A 20,252-nucleotide genomic window follows, 5' to 3' on the forward strand; every position below is an offset into this window, starting at 1 on the left:
AAGCAAGCAAAGCTTCAACTGCTAAAGATCAGGCTTCGAGTGCTGCGTCAATAGCCGCAAGTGCAGCCTCAGCAGCTAGTTCGGCGGTAACCGCAGGCGATAGTTCAGCGGCTTCCACTGCCGGTTCAATCGCCTCCAGCGCTGCTAGTGAAGCAAGCAAGGCTTCCAGTGCAGCCAACTCAGCAGCATCAGAAGCCTCTAATGCAGCTTCGACAGCTTCCAGTGCAGCGTCAACTGCAACGAGTGCTGAAAGTAAAGCCTCGAGTGCGGCATCAACTGCCGCTAGTGCGGCTAGCCAGGCTAGTTCGGCTGCTAGTGTGGCAGTTGATGATCAGAATGCTTCCAGCGCAGCCTCAACGGCTGCTTCAAATGCATCAGATGCAAACGATGCAGCTAAGAGCGCCGCTAGCGACGCCTCAACGGCATCAACGGCAGATAGTCAGGCAAATAGCGATGCTTCGGTCGCATCAGACGCAGCCAGTTCAGCAGCTAGTCTGGCCAAGGATAACCCAAGTAACGCTAACATTTCGGATGCGAACTCAACGGCAAGTTCAGCCTCAAGCGATGCAGATAGTGCAGCTAGTGTTGCCGATAGTGCGTCAACGACTGCCTCGAATGCAGCGTCAACGGCCAGTGAAGAGGCAAGTAAAGCTTCTACTGCTAAAGATCAAGCTTCGAGCGCAGCCTCAGCGGCCTCAAGTGCAGCATCAGAAGCAAGCTCAGCCGTGACGGCGGGCGACAGTTCAGCGGCCTCCAGCGCGGGCTTAATTGCCTCCAGCGCCGCTAGCGTAGCCTCCAGTGCGGCGAGTGAAGCCAACAAGGCATCGAGTGCAGCCTCCAGCGCCGCGTCGACTGCCTCCAGTGCAGCGTCAACGGCAACAAGCGCTGAAAGTAAAGCCTCGAGTGCGGCCTCAACCGCGACAAGTGCAGCGAGTCAGGCTAGTTCAGCAGCTAGCGTGGCTCAAGACACTTCAACGGCTACGAGCAATGCCTCAACAGCTTCCAACGCTTCGAATACGGCAAGTACAGCCGCTTCCGGAGCTAATCAAGACTCATCGATCGCTTCTACAGCTAGTTCGAAGGCGACAAGCTCAGCATCAATTGCTTCAGATGCAGCCAGTTCAGCCGCAAGTTTAGCTAGCGAAAATCCAAGCAACGCTAACATCTCAGATGCAAACTCTAAGGCCAGTGACGCTTTGAGTGAGGCAAACAGTGCCGCTAGTGTGGCTTCTAGCGCCTCTACGGCCGCTTCGAGTGCGGCTTCAACAGCTAACAAAGAAGCAAGTGCTGCGTCAACAGCAGCAAGTACGGCTTCTGAGGCTGCTTCGACGGCCTCAAGTGCCGCTTCTGTTGCCAGCTCGGCAGTGACAGCAGGTGATAGTTCAGCCGCTTCCACTGCTGGTTCAATTGCCTCCAGTGCCGCTAGCGTGGCTTCAAGTGCGGCTAGTGATGCTAATAGTGCATCCACGGCGGCCAGTCAGGCATCAGATGCTGCCTCGAGTGCGGCATCGACAGCCACAAGTGCCGAGAATAAGGCATCTTCGGCAGCATCAACGGCGTCAAGTGCAGCGAGTCAAGCAAGCTCAGCTGCCAGTGTGGCCGAAGACACATCAACGGCCACAAGCAACGCCTCAACGGCAGCGTCAACGGCATCAGATGCTAACGATGCGGCTAAGAGCGCCGCTAGTGATGCCTCAACGGCTTCAGTAGCAGACAGTCAGGCAAATAGTGATGCTTCGGTAGCATCAGATGCAGCCAGTTCAACTGCTAGTTTAGCCAAGGACAACCCAAGTAATGCCAACATTTCTGATGCCAATTCAACGGCTAGTTCGGCCTCAAGCGATGCTAAGAGTGCAGCTAGTGTTGCCGATAGTGCTTCAACGGCGGCCTCGAATGCAGCGTCAACGGCTAGTGAAGAAGCAAGTAAGGCATCTACTGCCAAAGATCAAGCTGCGAGCGCAGCCTCAGCGGCCTCAAGTGCAGCATCAGAAGCAAGTTCAGCCGTGACGGCGGGCGATAGTTCAGCGGCTTCCACTGCTGGCTCAATCGCCTCAAGTGCAGCTAGTGTTGCTTCGAGTGCGGCTAGTGATGCTAACAGTGCTTCAAACGCTGCCAAATCAGCAGCATCAACCGCCTCAAGTGCTGCATCAACCGCTTCAAGTGCAGAGAACAAAGCCTCAAGTGCTGCATCAACGGCTTCAAGCGCGGCGAGCCAAGCCAGTTCAGCTGCTAGTGTGGCAGCTGATGATCAGAATGCGAAGAGCGCTGGTTCAACTGCTTCGGGTGCTGCGTCAGGGGCCGGTCAATCAGCGAATGGTGCTGATAAAGATTCAGCTGCAGCTTCAACCGCGGCTTCCAGTGCAGCTAGCGATGCATCAGCTGCTTCAGATGCAGCCAGTTCAGCAGCTAGTTTGGCAAAAGACAACCCAAGTAACGCTAACATTTCTGATGCCAACTCAACGGCTAACTCGGCCTCAAGTACGGCTTCCAGCGCCGCTAGTGTTGCTGATAGTGCGTCAACGGCAGCTTCAAATGCAGCCTCAACGGCTAGTGAAGAGGCAAGTAAGGCTTCTACTGCTAAAGATCAAGCTTCAGAAGCCGCATCTACAGCTTCGAGTGCGGCGTCAGCAGCCAGTTCGGCAGTGACAGCGGGCGACAGTTCAGCTGCTTCCACCGCAGGATCGATTGCTTCGAGTGCGGCAAGCATTGCTTCCAGCGCTGCTAGCGAAGCAAACAAGGCTTCTAGTGCTGCTAACTCAGCCGCATCAACGGCCTCAAGTGCCGCTTCGGTTGCCTCAAGTGCTGAAAGTAAGGCTTCCAGTGCGGCCTTAACGGCTTCCACCGCAGCGAGTCAAGCCAGTTCTGCAGCCAGTGTGGCTAAGCAGGAACAAGAAGTTGCTAGCAAGGCAATTGATCAAGCAAATGGGGCAAGCTCGGCAGCAGCAAGCGATCGAACGACTGCTCAAAGTAACGCTAACGGCGCGGGTTCGGATGCCGCTAAGGCAAGCTCGGCAGCCAGCCAAGCAAGCAGTAGCGCCAGTCAAGCCGCAAGCCAAGCAAGTTCTGCTAGCTCAAAGGCGTCAAACTATCCTGGAAACCCAGTGATCAGTAGTGCTGCTTCAACGGCTAACAGCGCGGCCAGTGCGGCCTCAACTGCTCGAAGTACAGCTAGTTCGGCTGCTTCAACGGCTGCAAGTTATGCGAGTGTGGCTTCAAGTGCGGCAAAGGTTGCTGCTAGTGAAGCAGAGAAAGCTAAAGAACTGACTGGCCTTGCTAACAGCGCGGCAGCAGATGCTAAGACGCATGCAGATCAGGGTGATCAGGCAACCGCTGATAGTAGCAATGATAAGGCCAACAGCCTAGCTAGTGCTGCAAGTAACGCTGCTTCAACAGCTGCAAGTCAAGCGGCCATCGCCGCTGGCGCAAGTAGTGCTGCTTCAAGTGCGGCAAGCGTCGCGGTGAGTGCTGCTAGTACTGCTGCGGAACAAGAGGCAATTGCAACGAGTGCGAGTCACGTGCTTGATAGTGCGGCCAATGCAGCCGATGCGGCGGCTGCCGCAGCAGCGGAAGAAGCTAACCGAAAGAAGCTCACATCGGTTGAATCCCAAGATGCAGCGGATGGGTATCACACAGTAATGACTAGTCACACTATTGTGACCGACCACGGATTGTATCGTTATGATGGGGCAACGTTCAGTCGCGCCAAGAAATTAGAATACATTCCGACCGGCACGGTCTTACATGTGACCGACATCGTGCACAATGGCGACACCACTCGGTTTGTCTTGAGCGATGGCAGCTTTATCACAGGATTACAAAGCTATTCACACTTTGTTACTGATGTTCCGGCGAAGTATGGTAATGACAATTACCGACCAGGCATCTGGGTTGTCACGAGCCGTAAGGGGATTTACGAATACTCTGGCAAGACGTTCAAGTCAGCTAAGCAGATTCGGAATGTGAAAGTGGGGACGGTACTGCACGTTAAGCGCGTCGTGAAGGCGGGCAAGACGTTCCGACTCTACTTGACGAATGGTCGCTATGTAACGGCTAACCGTAATCTAGTGGCTAAAAAGCCGGTGCAAGCTCGTTACTACACGGGTAAATTGCACGGTCGAACGGTGACAGTCACGAATGCTAAGGGCATCTTCAAGTACCGTTCAGCGAGTCTTAGCAAAGCGACCCGCGGGCAACATGTTAAGCGGGGGACGACGCTTCATGTGAAGCGGATTGTCCGGACGAACAACGTCACCCGGTTCCAGTTAACCGACGGCACGTTTGTCACAGCTTACACGAAGTTCATTAAGGTTCATTAGTCACGAGTCACACAAAAGAGGGCACCCTGTTTAAACGGGGCGCCCTCTTTTGTGTTGTAGCCAAACTAAAAGCCGGTTAACCCCCGGCTTTTGTGTCAGCTTATTGATAAATGTAATCGCGAGTCATTGGTAAGGCAGCGCCAGATGGTCCCTTGGTTAATAGGAACTGCATGACGTCGATGTTACCTGATTGGAACGAGGCGGCGCTAGCCTGCAGGTACATGTCCCACATGCGCACGAACCGTTCATCCATCATTTCAGTAATCTCGTCGCGATGACGGTTAAAGTTTTGATCCCAGATTTCGGTGGTCTTTTGGTAATGCCGACGAAGTGGTTCAAGGTCGGCAATTTGCAAGCCAGCGTCCAGAATGTGTTGCGTGTTTTCAACAATTCCGGGCACGTAGCCACCAGGGAAGATCCACTTGTTTAACCAACCGTTGTTGGCACCCTTGCCTTGCCGAGTAATGCCGTGAATGAGCGCGACGCCGTCCTTATTCATGTACTTGGCCACGTCGTTAAAGTAGGTGCCCAGGTTTTCTTCGCCGACGTGTTCGAACATTCCAACAGAGGTAATGTAGTCCCAGGTACGGTTACCAAGTTCCCGGTAGTCGACCAAGAGGACTTCGGCAACACCTGATAGCCCTTCATTAGTGATGCGTTGTTGGACAAAATCATACTGTTCCTGACTCAGGGTAACACCGGTGACCTTTAAGCCGTACTCCTTAGCAGCGGTCAGCATGAGCGTTCCCCAGCCGCAGCCGATATCGAGTAGCGTTTTGCCGGGTTGCGGATGGAGCTTTTTGATGATGTGGTGGACCTTGTTAAGCTGCGCGGTCTTTAGATCATCTTGCTCGGTCTCAAAGTAGGCGCAGGAATAAGTCATTGTATCATCAAGCCAGAGTTGATAGAAATCGTTCCCAAGGTCGTAGTGACTTTGAACGTCTTCCTTACTTTCAGTTTCATCGTGCTTTTGTTTTGGTAAAAACTTAATAAACTTGGAATTATGGAAAAAACTGCCCGCCGTTTCGTATGCGCTAGTCAGTAGTTTTTCAATACTTCCATCGATTTCAATCTTCTTATCCATGTAACCTTCACCCAAGGCGATTGAGGCATTTTTACGAATGTCTTTGATCGGAATAGGTTCGTTAAACGTGATGTGAATTTCAGGCTCACCGTTGCCGTAAACATCGGTTTTGCCATCCCAGTAGGTGACGGCAATCGGGATGTTAAATGAACGACTCAGGAAAGTCTTGTAAAACGTTTTTTCAAGCATCAGTTTTATTCCTCCCTTAATCTCTTACAAATACAAAGGACATTATACGCTTCTGTGTCAAATGACGTAAGAAATTTTGCTTTGGAAAAGCGAGGTAAAACAGTTCATGGTATAATACTCCTGAAACGATTACGAACAACTATCGGAGCGGAGGGACTATTTTGAAGAAATGGATATGGACGATTATTGTCGTCGTTATCGTGGCTTTAATTGGCGGATACGCCTACTCAAGTCATCGATCCATGCAAAGTCAGTATGATACAGCGATGGCTGATGGAAAGAGTGCCATTCAAGATAAGAAATACAGTGAAGCAGAAACGGACTTCCAAAATGCGTTGCGCCATAAAAGTAATGACAAAACAGCGCAGGCTTATCTAAATCAGACCCAAAGTTTGGTGTCGGCGGAAAGTAACCTGCAAAACGGTCACTTTGACGTTGCCAAGTCTGATTACAACGAGGCTAAAAATGCCAATAATGGTTCCAGTGTATTGGTAAAGCGGGCTAAGGACGGGCTGAAAAACCTCAAAACGGTCCAATTGAAGGCCGACACTTACCAACAGATTTATGACTCAGCTCTGACCCAGAACCGGGCACAACAATATACGGCTTCAAACAGTACGTTAGACCGAATCTTTAACGATGCTGAAGCCAAGCAAGCTCCTTACTCAACCGTTTACAATAAGGCCGTTGATCTGCGTAGTGCGAACAACAAAGCCATTAAAAACGGCGGTGACGGGACGCCATCTGATAAGGTGACGGCTTCAAACAGTTCAAGTTCTAGCGCTAGTTCAAGCAGCGCCTCAGCTAACTCTAACTCATCATCGGTGACTGGATTGACGGATGCCGAGAAGAAAGAGGCTAAAAATTACAAGGGCAAAAACGAGTACACCGTTGGTAAGGATCGGAAAGAAATTAACGGTAAGACGATTACTGCGAAACAAATTCAGGAGGGTCGTAATTTAATTACGGCTAGTGGTCTGGAAGAAGGTAGCTTCTCAGATCAGGATATTCGAGATGGGTTAATTGCGGCTCACAAGGCCGGCATGACTTATGCGCAATACCTCCAAAAGAATTACAAGTAGCCCGCGTTAACTAACATGGGTTGAGAATCTGCAAGTACTCGGCATGATGAGGCTCGCAGATTTTTTCATCTCACTAGACAGCGGTTTATTAAGCTTTCCTTCACGTCGTGTTCTACCATTGAAAAATACTCAGACACCGGTATTATTAAAGGTGGTTAATAGGGGGGAAGAGCTTGAGTTTATATGAACGATTTGTAAATAATATCGGTATTCGGCGTTGGGTCGTTCTAGGCAGCATCATTTTTGGATTGTGGTTGCTGCGAAGCGAAATGAACATGATTTTGCTGACGTTTATCTTTACGTTTCTCGTTGTCCGGTTAATTCGATTAGTCCAGCGATACGTGAAGATTCCGTCATCGCTGATTGTCATGGCCGTTTATCTATTGGTAATTGCGGCGATGTACTTTGCCGTGACCAAGTACATTCCCATGATTGTCAAACAAGTCACGATGATGGTTCAATCCAGTTATAATTTTTACCAAAGTTCAGCAAATGATACCAATCAGACGGTGAAGCTGATTAACGACTGGATGAACCAGTTTGACGTGGTCCCACAGGTTAAAAGTGGGCTCAAAGTGGTGGTGGACTACGTGTCCACGATCGGGTCGTTTGGCCTGACCTTTTTTCTATCGTTTATCTTGAGCTTCTTTTTCACCGTCGAAGAAAAACAGATGGTAACGTTTAGTCAGTTGTTTTTAACCAGTCACTTTGGCTGGTACTTCCAAGATGTCGCCTACTTTGCCAAGAAGTTTTTGAACACCTTTGGCGTCGTGCTGGAGGCCCAGTTTATGATTGCGGTAGTGAACACCATCATTACGACCCTAGGACTCGCTTTTCTGCATTTTCCACAGCTTATGGCGCTCTCTATCATGGTCTTCATCTTTAGCCTGATTCCGGTCGCAGGGGTTATTCTATCCGCCATTCCGCTGACTATCCTAGGGTATTCAGTTGGTGGATTTCAGACGGTCGCCTACATCATCATTATGTTGATTGTGGTCCACGGCCTGGAAGCGTACGTGCTGAACCCCAAATTCATGTCGTCTAAGACAGAGTTGCCCATCTTCTATACCTTTGTTGTGCTACTGGCCGGCGAAGCGTTCTGGGGCGTTTGGGGCCTGCTATTAGGGGTGCCGGTCTTTACGTTCTTCCTCGATGTGCTCGGGGTCAAGGCGGCCCACGGTCTACACGTACCGCCCGCCCGATTTCAAAAAATGAGACTTAAAAGATTCTATCGAGAAAATTCAGATTCAGATTCGAATGATGAGAAGGGAAAGTAAGTTATGAAAAAAGCATTGTCGTGGCTCGTCCCAATCGCGGTTGGGATCGCCTTAGCGTTTCTAATTAAGCAATTTGTATTCGTTGTCGTTCGGGTGGATGGCCCGTCCATGGAACCTAACTTGCAAAATAACCAACACGTTTTAGCGGTTAAGCCCCTCGCAATTCACCGTTTTTCAGTTATCGTGTTTGATGCGGATGGTGTGGATGCCAACGCTAACGGACATGAAAACTACGTGAAGCGGGTCATCGGGTTACCAGGAGATTCAATCAAATACACGAAGACGGGTAAGTTATACGTTAATGGCAAGTACCAAGCGCAAAACTTCATTTCAAAATATCAACGAACAACCGGGACGGTCGCCAGTTTCAAGAATGGCTTTGACCTCGTCACGGCTGCCCGACAGTATGATTGGAGTAATAAGTGGAGCCTAGATATTGGTAATAACCGGGTCAACAAGGTCCCCAAGAACTGTTACTTCGTCCTTGGTGACCACCGGAGCGTTTCTGAAGACGGCCGGATGTACGGCTTCGTTCCTAAGAGCAAGATCTTAGGGGTTGTCAAAGCTGGCTTCTGGGCTAAGAACCATAAGATGGTCAACTCGTATTCAAATAACTAACACGTAAGCATCGCTCAAATTGGGTGGTGCTTTTTTGAATTGGCTATCGGACAAATAAAGCGCAGGTGACGGGATAGCCTGTGAATGGTGAATGGTCACGCTTACACATTTGTGAAACGCTGATTTTGTACTGAAATAAACGCCGATATGGTGTAAAATGATGGGGTACTTTTAAATGAAAGAAAGAGGTTATTACCCATGGCAAAACTTGTATTAATCCGTCACGGCCAAAGTGAATGGAACTTATCTAACCAATTTACTGGTTGGGTTGACGTTAATTTGAGCGACGAAGGTGTTAAGCAAGCTCAAAACGCTGGTAAGTTGATCAAGGAAGCCGGCATTGAATTCGACTACGCCTTTACTTCTGTATTAACGCGTGCCATCAAGACGTTGCACTACGCTTTGGAATACTCAGACCAACTCTGGATTCCAGAAACTAAGACTTGGCGCTTAAACGAACGTCACTACGGTGCTTTGCAAGGCCAAAACAAGGCCGAAGCCGCTGAAAAGTTCGGTGAAGACCAAGTCCACATCTGGCGTCGTTCATACGATGTATTGCCACCACTTTTGAGTGCTGACGACGAAGGTTCAGCTGCAAAGGACCGTCGTTACGCTAACTTGGATCCACACATCGTGCCAGGTGGTGAAAACTTAAAGGTTACCCTTGAACGGGTAATGCCTTTCTGGGAAGACGAAATTGCGCCTAAGTTATTAGACGGCAAGAACGTCATCATCGCAGCCCACGGTAACTCATTACGTGCCTTGAGCAAGTACCTTGAAAACATCTCAGACGAAGACATCATCAACTTGGAAATGAAGACTGGCCAACCAGTTGTTTATGACTTTGATGATAAGTTGAATGTGACGAATAAGACTAAGTTGGGCGAATAAAGAATAGAGTGTGGAACGGGGCGGTTAGGTCACGGCGTGTAAGACGGGAAGTCAGGAAATCCTGCTTTTGGATTTTGTGACTTTTTGGCTTACACATTAGTGACCTGCCCCGTGGAACACGTTTCGGCCACGCTGCCTATGCCGTCTCCCTGGGGGGCGGCTTTTTGTGTGAGTGGGCGATGTCATCTCCGACGGTCGCTGTTAGTGCGCTGTGGGGACCGGTCCGAGCCTGAGGAGCGGTCTCGAACCTCGCATTGAAGCCCCGCTTACGGGTCTCCAATGGCGTCCCGCGGTGTAAGTGCTAAAGCACTAACGCCGCTGTCACCGCGCACCAACAGCGATCGTCTCCGATTGTGAGAGTTTCTGATTTAACTAACAACGAAACAGAATCAAAAATGATCACTCGCCATGGGTGATCATTTTTGGTGACAATGCTGGACTAACAAAATATTAGTAAAAATCGAATGGAGTTTAAAACCTTGGAAAACACAGCTAAACAAGAAGTCGCACAACGCGACATGATGAAGATTATCGGCCTTTTTCGAAAGAACAGTTTCCGTGGCGAATACGAAAGCTTTGAGCACGGTGACGGTGGTCAAGACGAGTACCTCGTCACTTTAGTGGATGAAAAGACCGGTGTTAAAGGGTTATTCAAGGCAGATTTAGGGACTGGTGTGATTGAGTTCCAGCATGTGGTGATGGATTAAAGATTTCTGGGTTTAGAGAATGTAAATAGGGCCAAGGTCGCGATTGTGCGATCTTGGTCCTTTTATCATATTCAGATATTTTTTATTAAATGCCCTACTCGTTTCCGGTCAACAAAAATCCATGAATTAGCGTTACCACATCTTGTTGTGATAGTGGCTGATCGGTTAATTCGCCGGTAGTCTGAAAAAGGAGGTAGTTAACAACCATTGAGAAGACCCCTTCGGCCAAAAATTGAGGGTTATAGTTTTTGATAACGTTAAGTTGTTGAAAGTGTTCAATTTTTGTAAAAAGAGCGTCAAAAAAAGGATCGTCTTGAATGGTTGGAAGTATCGGACGGATTTGTGGTTGTTGGCGAAATAGCAGAATAAGTTGAATTGATTGTGGATGTTGTAAGCCAAATTCAATGAGGCCGGTAATGAGGGCATCGATTTGCTGAACTGGACGTAATTGTAATTCAAGTAAAGGTTGAAGGGCTGTGATGAGTTTCGCCTGGTGTTGGCTAAAAACGGCTAGCAGAAGCATCTGTTTATTTTTAAAGTAGGAGTAGATGTTAGATTGAGAGATGTCTAGTTTTTTTGCCACTTTAACGGTTGAGGTGCCTTCGATACCTTGAGAAATCAACAACTGGGTGGTGGTGGTGAGGATTGATTGGCGGAGTTTTTCACTTTTGAGCTTCATAATTGTCTCCTTTAAATAATCATGATCATTATTAGGATAGCGAAGATTGATCCAACTAACAAGGGATTGGCGATTAGTGGCGCTAAATAATGAGTTAATAATCTTGACAAACGATAGACCTATCGCTATTATTGAGATGTTCTTTTAGAGATAGAGCTATCATTAAAAATGTAATTAATTACTGGAGGCAGACAAAAATGAAAACATGGTTTATTACAGGGGCTACGGGTGGTTTAGCAACCGCCATTATTAGCCAATTGCTTGAACGGGGTGATCGGGTCGCTGCGACAACACGTAAAAAAGATGCGTTGGCAGCCTTAGAAAGCGAATATGGCGCTCAGTTATGGGTAACGGCACTGGACTTAACAAATCCGCAAGCCGTTAATGGTGCTGTGAATCAAGCATTTCAAATCTTTGGTACAGTTGACGTGTTACTCAATAACGCGGCCTATGGGCTGTACGGAACGGTTGAAGGGATCAGCACCAAGCAAACGGGAGAGGTATTTAGTGTTAATGTTTTTGGGTCGTTAAATACGGCGCGGACGTTCCTGCCTCATTTTAGAGAACAGGGAGGTGGACAGATTATCCAGATTGCTAGTATGGCTGGACAGTACTCGGCACCAGTAACGGGAATGTATAGTGCGTCAAAGTGGGCAGTGGAAGCCGCGTTTGAAGCACTGGCTACAGAAGTTGAGCCATTTAACATTCAAACAACGATTGTTGAGCCTGGTGGCATCAGGACTAACTTTGTCGGTGGAAACGGTGTTTTCGGCGAGGATCCGATTGCTTATCAAGACACTAAAGTCGAAAAAATGGTTCGACTGATGAAAGGTGATGTTCCAGGGATGGATCTAGCAACGTACGAAAAGTATATCGCCGGTGATCCTGAAAAAATGGCCCATCAGATTATTAGCCGTGTAGATGTTGGAAAAGGACCATTGCGGTTGACGTTGGGCAGTGACGCCTATCAAAAAATCAAGGCAAGTTTGGAAGCGCGACTAGCGGCATTAACTGAACAAAAGACTGTTGCGTATTCTACGGATGCTGACGATTATGTTGCGCGGTAAGCATTGTTCGGCAAGCAAACAATATTAATAACGGTTGCCAGGGCATTAAGTTGATGTGTGTAGCGAAAGTATTGTCTTAGTTGATTTCAGAAACGGTTAAGGAAAACGATATATGGTGGCGGTCGAAATACATGATATGTGATGCTTAGTCAACGACTTAGTAAATAGCACCGGGATATAGAAAAAGCTAATGGTCCAAAGAACGAGCAGAGAGTCCGACACTAAGTAGGAATATTTCGTACAACGCACGGTCGTTTTGACTGAGGAGAAGTCAGGCGTTAAGGGATTATTCAAGGCTGGTTTAGGGACTAGTTCGATTGAACTCCAGCAGGTGGTGATGGAGTAGGTTTTATTGCTGGTTTACAGTTATTTAAAAAGGATAAGGTTGCGATTATGCGAGCTTATCCTTTTTGAATTCGAGAAAGAATCAGTTAATTTCAGAAACCTAACTACTTGGAATAATGCGTAGGATAGATCCCAAAATGAGTAAAAACGTTCTAGGCAGTATCGTTTCTAGGACAAGACCTAAAACTAAATCCATTTTGGTCCTGCGTAGTCGTATCGTTAACAGATCTGGCCGAATGAAGTAGTCAATTAGCATTAAGGTGTTAACAGGTGGGATGATCAACCGCAATAGTCGCTACGGTCTGGGAAAATATGATACAATTATTTGTACCTTTTAGAACGGAGGTTTTGACTATGGGTCGACCTGCAATGTACGTTGTACTTTAAAATCCTAATCCCCAGATCACGCAATGGCGTAGATTATGATTAGGAAGATAGTACAATGGAAAAAAGTTGGAAGAAGAAGGCCTATGTCTTCTTGGTTTCACAAAATATCTCTTTATTTGGCAGCTTGGTTACCAGTTTTGCTATTACGTGGCACATTTCGTTGGCCACCAACTCTGCTACATGGATGGCGATTGCAACGATCTGTACGATTTTACCGCAGATAGCAGTTTCGCTTGTTGGCGGCTTTCTTGCTGATAACTATTCACGCAAAATGCTGATTATTGCGGCTGACGGTGGAATTGCTTTAATGACAGTCGTCTTGTTTGTGATGAACTTAAAAGGCACCGTCGCGATCGGATTATTGTTACTCTTCACGGCTTTACGCTCGGTCGGTCAAGGTATTCAAGCACCAGCAGTGAGCGCAACTTATCCGACGATTGTCCCTGAGGAAGCACTCGCAACAGTCAACGGTCACAATCAAACTATGGTGTCAGTTTCGTCGTTTTTTGCCCCAATGATTGGTGGCGTAATTTTAGCAGCTAGTAATTTGGCAATTGCCTTATTAGTGGATGTTGTCACAGCTTTGATTGAAGTTGGGTGCCTGACATTTCTGACTTTACCAAAAGTGAATCAGCGGGTGAAAAATAATATGTTGCCCGAATTATTAACGGGCTGGAAAGTCGCGTTAAAAATTAAACCACTCAAGAAATTATTAGCGGTGTATACTGCAAGTTTCTTATTCATTACACCGATGATGGTTCTCGGCCTTATCATGGTGCAACAGCGTTTTGGCCTGGATGTTAAGTTGCTGACATCACAAGAAGTTATTTGGGGGTTGGGGTCAATAGTTGGCGGTTTAATCGTTGGGAAAATCACTAAAAAATATGAACTCAAAAAGATAGTTGTGATTAGTTTAACTGTCTTTGGTGTTCTTATGAGTCTCATGAGTGTTGTGCCGTTGTTTTGGATGTATTTGTTACTCTCGTTTGCAACGGGACTCTTAATGAGTTTAATTATTGCAGCACAAACCACAGTGATTCAGACTTTAGTGCCATTGGAAAACATGGGTCAGGTCTTTGCGGCTTTTCAAATGAGTAGCAACTTGATGATTTTACTAGGATCAATTATTTTTGGTCCCTTAAGCGACTTAGTTGGCATACAGATAATTTTTATAGCTAGTGGTGTTTTACTAATTATCAGTTCGTGTCTATATAATAAGTAATAAAAAACGAACTAGCTTAAAGTACAATAGAAGTCAGGCAGGTTTATTCAAGACAGATTTAGGAACCGGACCGATTGAGTTTCAGCATGTGGTAATGGATTAAGCATAGTCATTTAGAGCTAAAGAAGAAGGGCAAAGGTCGCGTATGTGCGATCTTTGCCCTTTTATCGTATTCGGATTTTTTTATCAGATAGATGCGAAGCATACCTAGTCTACCGTAACTTAATATCTCCGCCGTCCACCATGAGCGTTTGACCCGTCATATAGGAACTAGCGCTGCTGGCTAAGAAAAGGGCAACTGAGCCGATATCGGTCTCGGGATCGCCTAAGCGATGGAGTGGGATACTGTTGACCAGCTGGTCGTATTGTTCAGGCGCTGCCTTGTGCCATTGCTTAACGCCCTCTGTTTCAGCGATTGGAGAAATAATGTTGACGCGAATGCCATCGCTGGCCCATTCGTTGGCAGCGACTCTGGATAGTCCACGGATAGCTTCTTTGGCTGCGGCGTAGGCCGCTTGAGTTGGCTGACCGTTGATGCCAGCGCCTGAGGCAAAATTGATGACGCAGCCCTTTGAGTCTTTTAAATAAGGGTGAGCAAATTGCATTAAGTGCCAAGTTGGGTAGAACCCTGTATTAAAGGATAGGGCGAGATCGTCGTCGGTTAAATCGGTAAATGGCTTTTGCTTAGAGGCGTGAGCGTTATTAATTAACACATCTAGGCTACCGAACTTCGAGACAGCTGTTTCAATGATTTCTTGGTCGACGGTCACAGATGAGATATCCGCTTTTAACGTTTCAATGGTTCCGAAAGACGCCAAATCTTTTTTGGCCTGAGTGAGTGCCGAGTCATTAACATCGACAATTAATACTTTTGCACCGGCCTTAACAAATGCGGTCGCCATTCCAAGGCCGATCCCGCCAGCACCGCCAGTGATGATTACACTTTTATCTTGCACATCCCAGTTAATACTCATAATAAGAACCTCCATAAAGATAATTTTGCATTAAGCAGCATATCATAAATGTAAGCGTTTTTAAAATTAATTTCATAAACTTAGAATAATTGGCTTGTCCTAAAGGGAGAGGCATCATGAAAATGAATGAATTATTGATAATAAGCGTCGGGATGGCACTTTTTGATCGCTAGCACTATTGGTAGCAATCAGTTTTAACGAGTTCTGGGGTTAAAAAATGGGGAATGGATTGAGAAATTGGTTCATTGAGTTCCAGAATACGATGATGGCATAGCGTCGAGATACTTTGATAGTCTGCTCGCTGTCACTACCGTAATTTTTCATGTACAATTAAGCTTAAAATAAGCGACACCGTTCTTTAAGGAGGATTATCGTGGTTACAATGAGACGGGCCAAACCGACGGATGCCAAAGCTATTGCGAAGATCTTGATGGTGATTTTTGAACAGATGGGCATAACTGAGATGTTACCGGAGGAACTGGTCAAGCGGGTGGCTCGGGTATTTGAAGGGTCAGCCTTTCTTGGTGAAGTTGCCGAAACAATCGTGGCCGAAACGGCTGGGCAAGTGGTTGGTGTTGCGTTTAGCTACCATGCTGACCAAGAAGTGGCGGTCATTGAACACTGGGATTCGGCGTTTATCGACACGTCGTTGCGCCTTCACCCAACCAGCGAAACGCTACCGGGTGAATGGTATCTGGAACTCCTGGCAACCGATTCAAAAGTTCGCGGCCAGGGAGTTGGCGGCCAGTTGCTAACAGCAGTCCGTCGCCTGGCTCAAGATAATGGGGCCGAGACCCTGGCCTTAAATGTCGATGTTGCCAATCCCAAGGCGGAACGTTTGTACCGGCGGCAGGGCTATCAGTCGGCTGGAGACATGACAATTTTGGGCCATCGGTATCATCATTTAGAGTTGAATCTTGCGGAATAGCAATCAAAAACGAGACCGGCATCCATTACGGAAGTGAAGTCGGTCTCGTTTTTAGTCAATTTCAACGCCAAGAGCTAACGCAAATGGCAGGGCCTGCACGGCGTCAATGCGACAGCCGCGGACTAAAGCAGGGGTAAAGCGGAGGTCGTCAATGGTGCTTGTCCGAAAGTCGACCCGTTTCAGCGCGCTATCACTAAAGTCGGCCGCCACCAGTTGGCAGTCGGTGAAAGTTAGGCTATTTCTCACCGTCATCGCTTGGAAAGCTGCTTCTTCTAGGCGGGTGCTCACGAAATGGCATTGATCTAATTCGGTTTCGGAGAAATTGCAGTAGCTGGCTTGGCTATCCGTGAACGTCACTTGTTTGAGTCGTGACATTGTCCAGTCCGTGCCGATCAGCTGGCAAGCCTCAAACTGACACCGGTAAACATGGCTACCTGAGAAATCGGCATTTGGAAATTGACAATGGCTAACCTGACAGTCCAGCCATTCTCCTTGGCGAAAATTGGTCTGCTGGAGCACACAGTGGTCAAGAATGAGCTCGCTAAGCCTGACATCCGTGTTGGAGTAGGTTAGTGTGCAGTTTTTATAGTGATGTGCGGGTTGAAGGTCGTCTAGGGACAACGTCTGCGACGTGACAACGGGGTATTCAGGGGAATTTTGCATGGGGGCTCCTTCTATTGGCAAGCGGAACTTTAATCGGGCCGCTTTTGTTAGCGATAGCGTATCATGTTGGGTGACGTTTTGCCACGTGTTGGTCAAATTTTAAAAGGCGTATACTTAGGAAAACAACGAAAAGAGCGTGGTATCTGTGAAAAAACTAATTGCCGCTATCACAGTGATTTTGTGGCTGGCCGCTGTCGTAATCATCGTCGTTGCAGCTACTCACCATGAACTGCTAACACTAATACCGGTCTTTGCTGACAACCGACCTCAAGGGCGCCTTGGTTGGACCCTCACCGCCGCAATGGTGGTGCTAATAATCAGTCTGCTGGTCCATAGCAACGGCCACCATATTAAATAAGCGGGCTAGACTGGGGCGTTTAGCGAATGTTACACTATTACTATAATGATTGATAATTAAGTTTATTGTTTGATATTGAGGGGGGATTCTCATGAAAAAAATTGTTCAGGGGTTGATGGCATTTGGCTGCACGTTATTTGTCAGTGCCACGGTGGGGAGCGCCAAGACGGATTTTGTCACCACCACTGCACCCATTGAGGTTGGCACCGTTGTTATTCCAAAAAATACGCGGTTGTCGTTCATCGATACGAGTCAGGTAGCTAATAGAACGGTCGCCAATATTGACTGGTCGGCGTTGAGCTATACGCTGCGTCAGCAAAAGGCGGGCGATAGTCTCCAGCTACCATATTCAGACCATCTTAGAGCATCGAAAGACACGGCGGCTGACCGGCTACCATGGTTCTATCAAGGGCGTTACGTTGGGTCAGAGGCTCGTCAGTTGGCCCGGAAGATGTTGAAGGTCACATCCGACCAATACCTGGAATACTACAAGAGTCATGATGCCCAACAAAAACCGATTTCAACGACTAAGATTACGAAGAGCATTAAGAAAGGCAAGTTTACTTTCTTGTATGCCAAAACAAACATGGCCAAGTTGCCAGATAAGAAGGTTCGATCGACTGGCAATTACCGTTACCGGTTGACGATTCGGGATAACGGTACGAAGACGGATCCGGCATCACAGCAGAAGTACAGCAGCTTTTCGGTAGGCCGCGTTGCCAACAAGTTCTTCGTGCCAGAGGGCCGAGCTTAAATCGCTTTGCGGCAATTAAAGAAGATAATTAATTAACAAAACGGAGTAGGGGGAAAATCCCTACTCCGTTTTTTCTGGATTGGTGAGTCATAGTCATCGCGTGACGAACCGTTATAGGCGTTGATGGATTTGTACGTTGTTCCAGCAGTAGCGCACTAACGCAAATGTCGGTGGTGGTTTTTCCGTAACGTTTTTCATGAATATATCAGAGTTCTTTGGGGGTCACAATGACTGTCGGCCTCGGAGAGGGGAGGCCCCCCGGGACCACGTTAATCATTTTCTGTTTCTTAGAACTAGCACTGGCAATTAACATCACAGTCATCAAAGTCGTCCAAAAACATGTTGGCCTTTTTGTATTGCTGTGTGACTTGGGGATTAATTGTCATACGAAGCCGGGCTAACAGTTCTTCTGCCAGCGGGGCGAACCGTTGGCGGTATTTATAAATATAGCAAAGTACGACATCATCGTGAGTCACTTGTGGACCAATCAAAAATACATTTGGTGACTTGGTTGATTCGTCCATTGCGGTTAGTAGTGGGCGGTTGGCGCGAATGTCAAACAGGGAACTGACAAGAGGGCTCTGAGAGGCCGCAAAGCCAGTTGCAAAAATTGGCTTTGTTTGTGAAATGGCAGTTGATGAATCGGCAAAAGTCAGTTTGAAAGCGGTTGGTTTTTTCTTAATGGCAACCAGTTGTTTATGAGATTCAACGTGAATCAAATCAGCGTACTTTAAGTATCGACCGATGGTAAAGGTTGACAGTCGTTTGCTAGGGTCAGCCGCCTTTGATTCAAGACCGCTTTCAGTCGTGTAAATGGTTGTTGGAATCCCCCGCTTGGCAAGGTTGATTGCAACGTCAAAACCAGCCTCATTGCCACCAATTACAGTTTGCATTTGGTCGGAAAAGCGGTTATAAGTTTGAATATCGACGTAGTGAATGCCGTAGTTATTGCCTGGAATATCTGGTCGATAAGGGTATGAAAAATCGCCAATACCCACAAAGACATACTGGGCTTCAAGTATTTGAGACGAGGAAAGAATCAATTCAAAGTGGTCTTCGACGGGGAAGATTCTGTCGACTCCCGTGTGTTGTAAGACCGGTAAATGACTGAGTTTACTAACTGCTCGAAGATAGCTTGCGTACGCTTTGCCAGACGGATGTTCTGAGCTGATAGAATACGCGGGTGAAGTATCGGGAGTAATGGCATTGAGGTCTGGGGCCCCAAATCCGTTAGTAGTAAAGGAGGGGGAAATGAAGTGTGTCTCCGGATTCCAACTCTCAAATGAATGACCAATGGTCTCTTTTTCTAGGATTAAAAAATCGTTAATCCCGTAGTTTTGAAGTGCTACTCCTAAGCCGATTCCTGCCGGTCCGGCACCAATAATGACAATAGAATGTTGATCGTTCAAAATGCCGCTTCCTTTCGTCTGGATAAGATAAGTATTTTTATTATTTTGATGAGCCCCAAACAAACGAGAGTTCCAAGAAGGGTGATGAGAATTGTTACAATTAGAGTTAACCCTTCAACCTCGGCGAATTTTAAACCGCCAGAAAGTAAACCAGTGGCACCGGCCTTGTTAACCGTCGGCGTTGCGAACAAAATTAAGCCAAGTGTGCCAACAAGGCCGCCTATCCCGTTAATTCCGAATGAATCAACTGGATCGTAAAAGTAAGTGGAGTCTGCTAACAGGTCAGTGACATAGTGACAAATCAGACCGCTGATTAACGTGACGATGAGCATTGATGGAGTTGAAACATAAGCGACTAAGGCGGTACTCGTAACGAGGCCACAAATAATGCCGTTGTACAAAGTGCTGGAATCCAAGGACAGTCCCAACCGACTGCCACTCGTCCAACCAACGACGGCGCCAATAGCAGCTGTTAAAGTATTAATGACAATTAACGGACCATGGTTTTGAAAGGCGCCAGCAGGGGCTAAGTTAAAGCCAAGCCAGCCGGTTAAAATAAAGAGTGTTGCCACGTAGTTTAATAGCGGACTATCACGTGGCAACGGAGGTTTGGTATTTCGCATAAAAAACGACAAAATGAGACTTGTGAGTCCCGCGGTTAAGTGCACAACCAGTCCGCCGGAAAAATCTAATGCGCCTAGCCTATATAAAAAGCCGTTCGATGACCAGATTAGATTAGCTAGCGGCGCATAGACAAAAAATGTCCAAAGGGGGATGAAGATGATTAGGAATTGCCATTTAATCTTTTGAACGCTGGTCCCAACGAACATAATGAGCGCATACAAATAAAAACATAGTTGTGATAAAACTGTGATGGTTGGTTTGAGAGTGGTCAAATTAAGATTGAGAAAACTAAATTGAAACGACTCAATGTTGCCAAAGAACAACCAGCAAGTGATGCCACAAAGTATGGCGGCAGTCATTGTTGTCAGGTGAGTGGATGATTCACTATTAGCGTACGCGTTGATGTACATGACGGGGACAAAGAAAATCATGGGAATCATGATCAATGAACAAAGTAAAATGAAGTTATTATCCAAGCAAAGGCGCACCTCCGTTGTTAAATAGTAATTGTTACGATTTAGAATTATTCTCCTTGGCTAGATAATTGTCAAGGTTATTTTGAAAAATATGAGTAAATACGGATCTAAAACAGCCCAATCGCCTCACGACGGATAACTTGTCACCTTGTTAAACATTCTGAATCTGTGGGATTGTAACCGAATAAAAAAGTGCTGTTAT

Annotated in this window: 17 protein-coding genes; 11 read left to right on the top strand and 6 right to left on the bottom strand. The window is 47.0% G+C overall.

The features are described from left to right. Positions 1-4,316: DUF5776 domain-containing protein (locus FC96_RS13005; protein WP_056942578.1), on the top strand; the 4,316-nt coding region annotated here is incomplete at its 5' end. Positions 4,317-4,416: 100 nt separating this feature from the next. Here the strand turns inward: FC96_RS13005 and FC96_RS07685 are convergent. Further along, positions 4,417-5,589, bottom strand: a complete 1,173-nt coding sequence (locus FC96_RS07685; RefSeq protein WP_056942579.1) for an SAM-dependent methyltransferase — start codon at positions 5,587-5,589, stop codon at positions 4,417-4,419. 161 nt (positions 5,590-5,750) lie between these two features. Between FC96_RS07685 and FC96_RS07690 the strand changes: the two genes are divergently transcribed. From FC96_RS07690 to FC96_RS07710, 5 genes are all read left to right on the top strand, one after another. Continuing rightward, the gene (locus tag FC96_RS07690; RefSeq protein ID WP_056942580.1) at positions 5,751-6,671 is read left to right on the top strand and encodes a hypothetical protein; all 921 of its coding nucleotides are present in this window, start codon (positions 5,751-5,753) and stop codon (positions 6,669-6,671) included. A 173-nt stretch (positions 6,672-6,844) separates the two neighbouring features. Continuing rightward, the gene (locus FC96_RS07695) at positions 6,845-7,948 is read left to right on the top strand and encodes an AI-2E family transporter (protein ID WP_056942581.1); all 1,104 of its coding nucleotides are present in this window, start codon (positions 6,845-6,847) and stop codon (positions 7,946-7,948) included. A 3-nt stretch (positions 7,949-7,951) separates the two neighbouring features. Continuing rightward, positions 7,952-8,566: a signal peptidase I gene (gene lepB / locus FC96_RS07700; RefSeq protein ID WP_054660989.1), complete on the top strand. Its 615-nt coding sequence runs from the start codon at positions 7,952-7,954 to the stop codon at positions 8,564-8,566. A gap of 198 nt (positions 8,567-8,764) precedes the next feature. Then, positions 8,765-9,457, top strand: a complete 693-nt coding sequence (locus FC96_RS07705) for a 2,3-diphosphoglycerate-dependent phosphoglycerate mutase (protein WP_054660987.1) — start codon at positions 8,765-8,767, stop codon at positions 9,455-9,457. Positions 9,458-9,936: 479 nt separating this feature from the next. Beyond that, positions 9,937-10,164: a hypothetical protein gene (locus FC96_RS07710; protein ID WP_235804740.1), complete on the top strand. Its 228-nt coding sequence runs from the start codon at positions 9,937-9,939 to the stop codon at positions 10,162-10,164. Positions 10,165-10,258: 94 nt separating this feature from the next. On the opposite strand, the gene FC96_RS07715 is transcribed toward FC96_RS07710, so the two are convergent. Then, entirely contained in the window at positions 10,259-10,843 is a 585-nt protein-coding gene (locus FC96_RS07715; RefSeq protein WP_056942582.1) for a TetR/AcrR family transcriptional regulator, read from the bottom strand. A 197-nt stretch (positions 10,844-11,040) separates the two neighbouring features. Here FC96_RS07715 and FC96_RS07720 point away from each other — a divergent pair, with 197 nt between their 5' ends. Continuing rightward, positions 11,041-11,910, top strand: coding sequence for an SDR family NAD(P)-dependent oxidoreductase (locus FC96_RS07720; RefSeq protein WP_056942583.1), 870 nt, complete (start codon positions 11,041-11,043; stop codon positions 11,908-11,910). Between the two features lie 787 nt (positions 11,911-12,697). Beyond that, positions 12,698-13,864 carry an MFS transporter gene (locus FC96_RS07725; RefSeq protein WP_056942584.1) on the top strand — a complete coding sequence of 389 codons (1,167 nt, stop codon included), beginning with the start codon at positions 12,698-12,700 and terminating at the stop codon, positions 13,862-13,864. Between the two features lie 212 nt (positions 13,865-14,076). Here the strand turns inward: FC96_RS07725 and FC96_RS07730 are convergent, their stop codons facing one another. Then, positions 14,077-14,838, bottom strand: coding sequence for an SDR family NAD(P)-dependent oxidoreductase (locus FC96_RS07730; protein WP_056942585.1), 762 nt, complete (start codon positions 14,836-14,838; stop codon positions 14,077-14,079). A gap of 382 nt (positions 14,839-15,220) precedes the next feature. On the opposite strand from FC96_RS07730, the gene FC96_RS07735 reads away from it, so the two are divergent. Then, the gene (locus tag FC96_RS07735; RefSeq protein WP_235804745.1) at positions 15,221-15,766 is read left to right on the top strand and encodes a GNAT family N-acetyltransferase; all 546 of its coding nucleotides are present in this window, start codon (positions 15,221-15,223) and stop codon (positions 15,764-15,766) included. 51 nt (positions 15,767-15,817) lie between these two features. On the opposite strand, the gene FC96_RS07740 is transcribed toward FC96_RS07735, so the two are convergent. After that, the gene (locus FC96_RS07740) at positions 15,818-16,429 is read right to left on the bottom strand and encodes a pentapeptide repeat-containing protein (protein ID WP_054660973.1); all 612 of its coding nucleotides are present in this window, start codon (positions 16,427-16,429) and stop codon (positions 15,818-15,820) included. A gap of 145 nt (positions 16,430-16,574) precedes the next feature. On the opposite strand from FC96_RS07740, the gene FC96_RS07745 reads away from it, so the two are divergent. Together FC96_RS07745 and FC96_RS07750 are read left to right on the top strand one after the other, a co-directional pair. After that, positions 16,575-16,787, top strand: a complete 213-nt coding sequence (locus FC96_RS07745; RefSeq protein WP_054660971.1) for a hypothetical protein — start codon at positions 16,575-16,577, stop codon at positions 16,785-16,787. A gap of 91 nt (positions 16,788-16,878) precedes the next feature. Continuing rightward, entirely contained in the window at positions 16,879-17,541 is a 663-nt protein-coding gene (locus tag FC96_RS07750) for a hypothetical protein (RefSeq protein ID WP_056942586.1), read from the top strand. Positions 17,542-17,834: 293 nt separating this feature from the next. On the opposite strand, the gene FC96_RS07755 is transcribed toward FC96_RS07750, so the two are convergent. After that, entirely contained in the window at positions 17,835-18,950 is a 1,116-nt protein-coding gene (locus FC96_RS07755) for an NAD(P)/FAD-dependent oxidoreductase (protein ID WP_056942587.1), read from the bottom strand. Next, entirely contained in the window at positions 18,947-20,050 is a 1,104-nt protein-coding gene (locus FC96_RS07760) for an ammonium transporter family protein (protein WP_056942588.1), read from the bottom strand. The genes FC96_RS07755 and FC96_RS07760 overlap by 4 nt, the downstream gene beginning before the upstream one ends. Positions 20,051-20,252: the final 202 nt, after the last annotated feature.

The sequence above is a fragment of the Secundilactobacillus kimchicus JCM 15530 genome, from assembly GCF_001433995.1.
Classification (GTDB): domain Bacteria; phylum Bacillota; class Bacilli; order Lactobacillales; family Lactobacillaceae; genus Secundilactobacillus; species Secundilactobacillus kimchicus.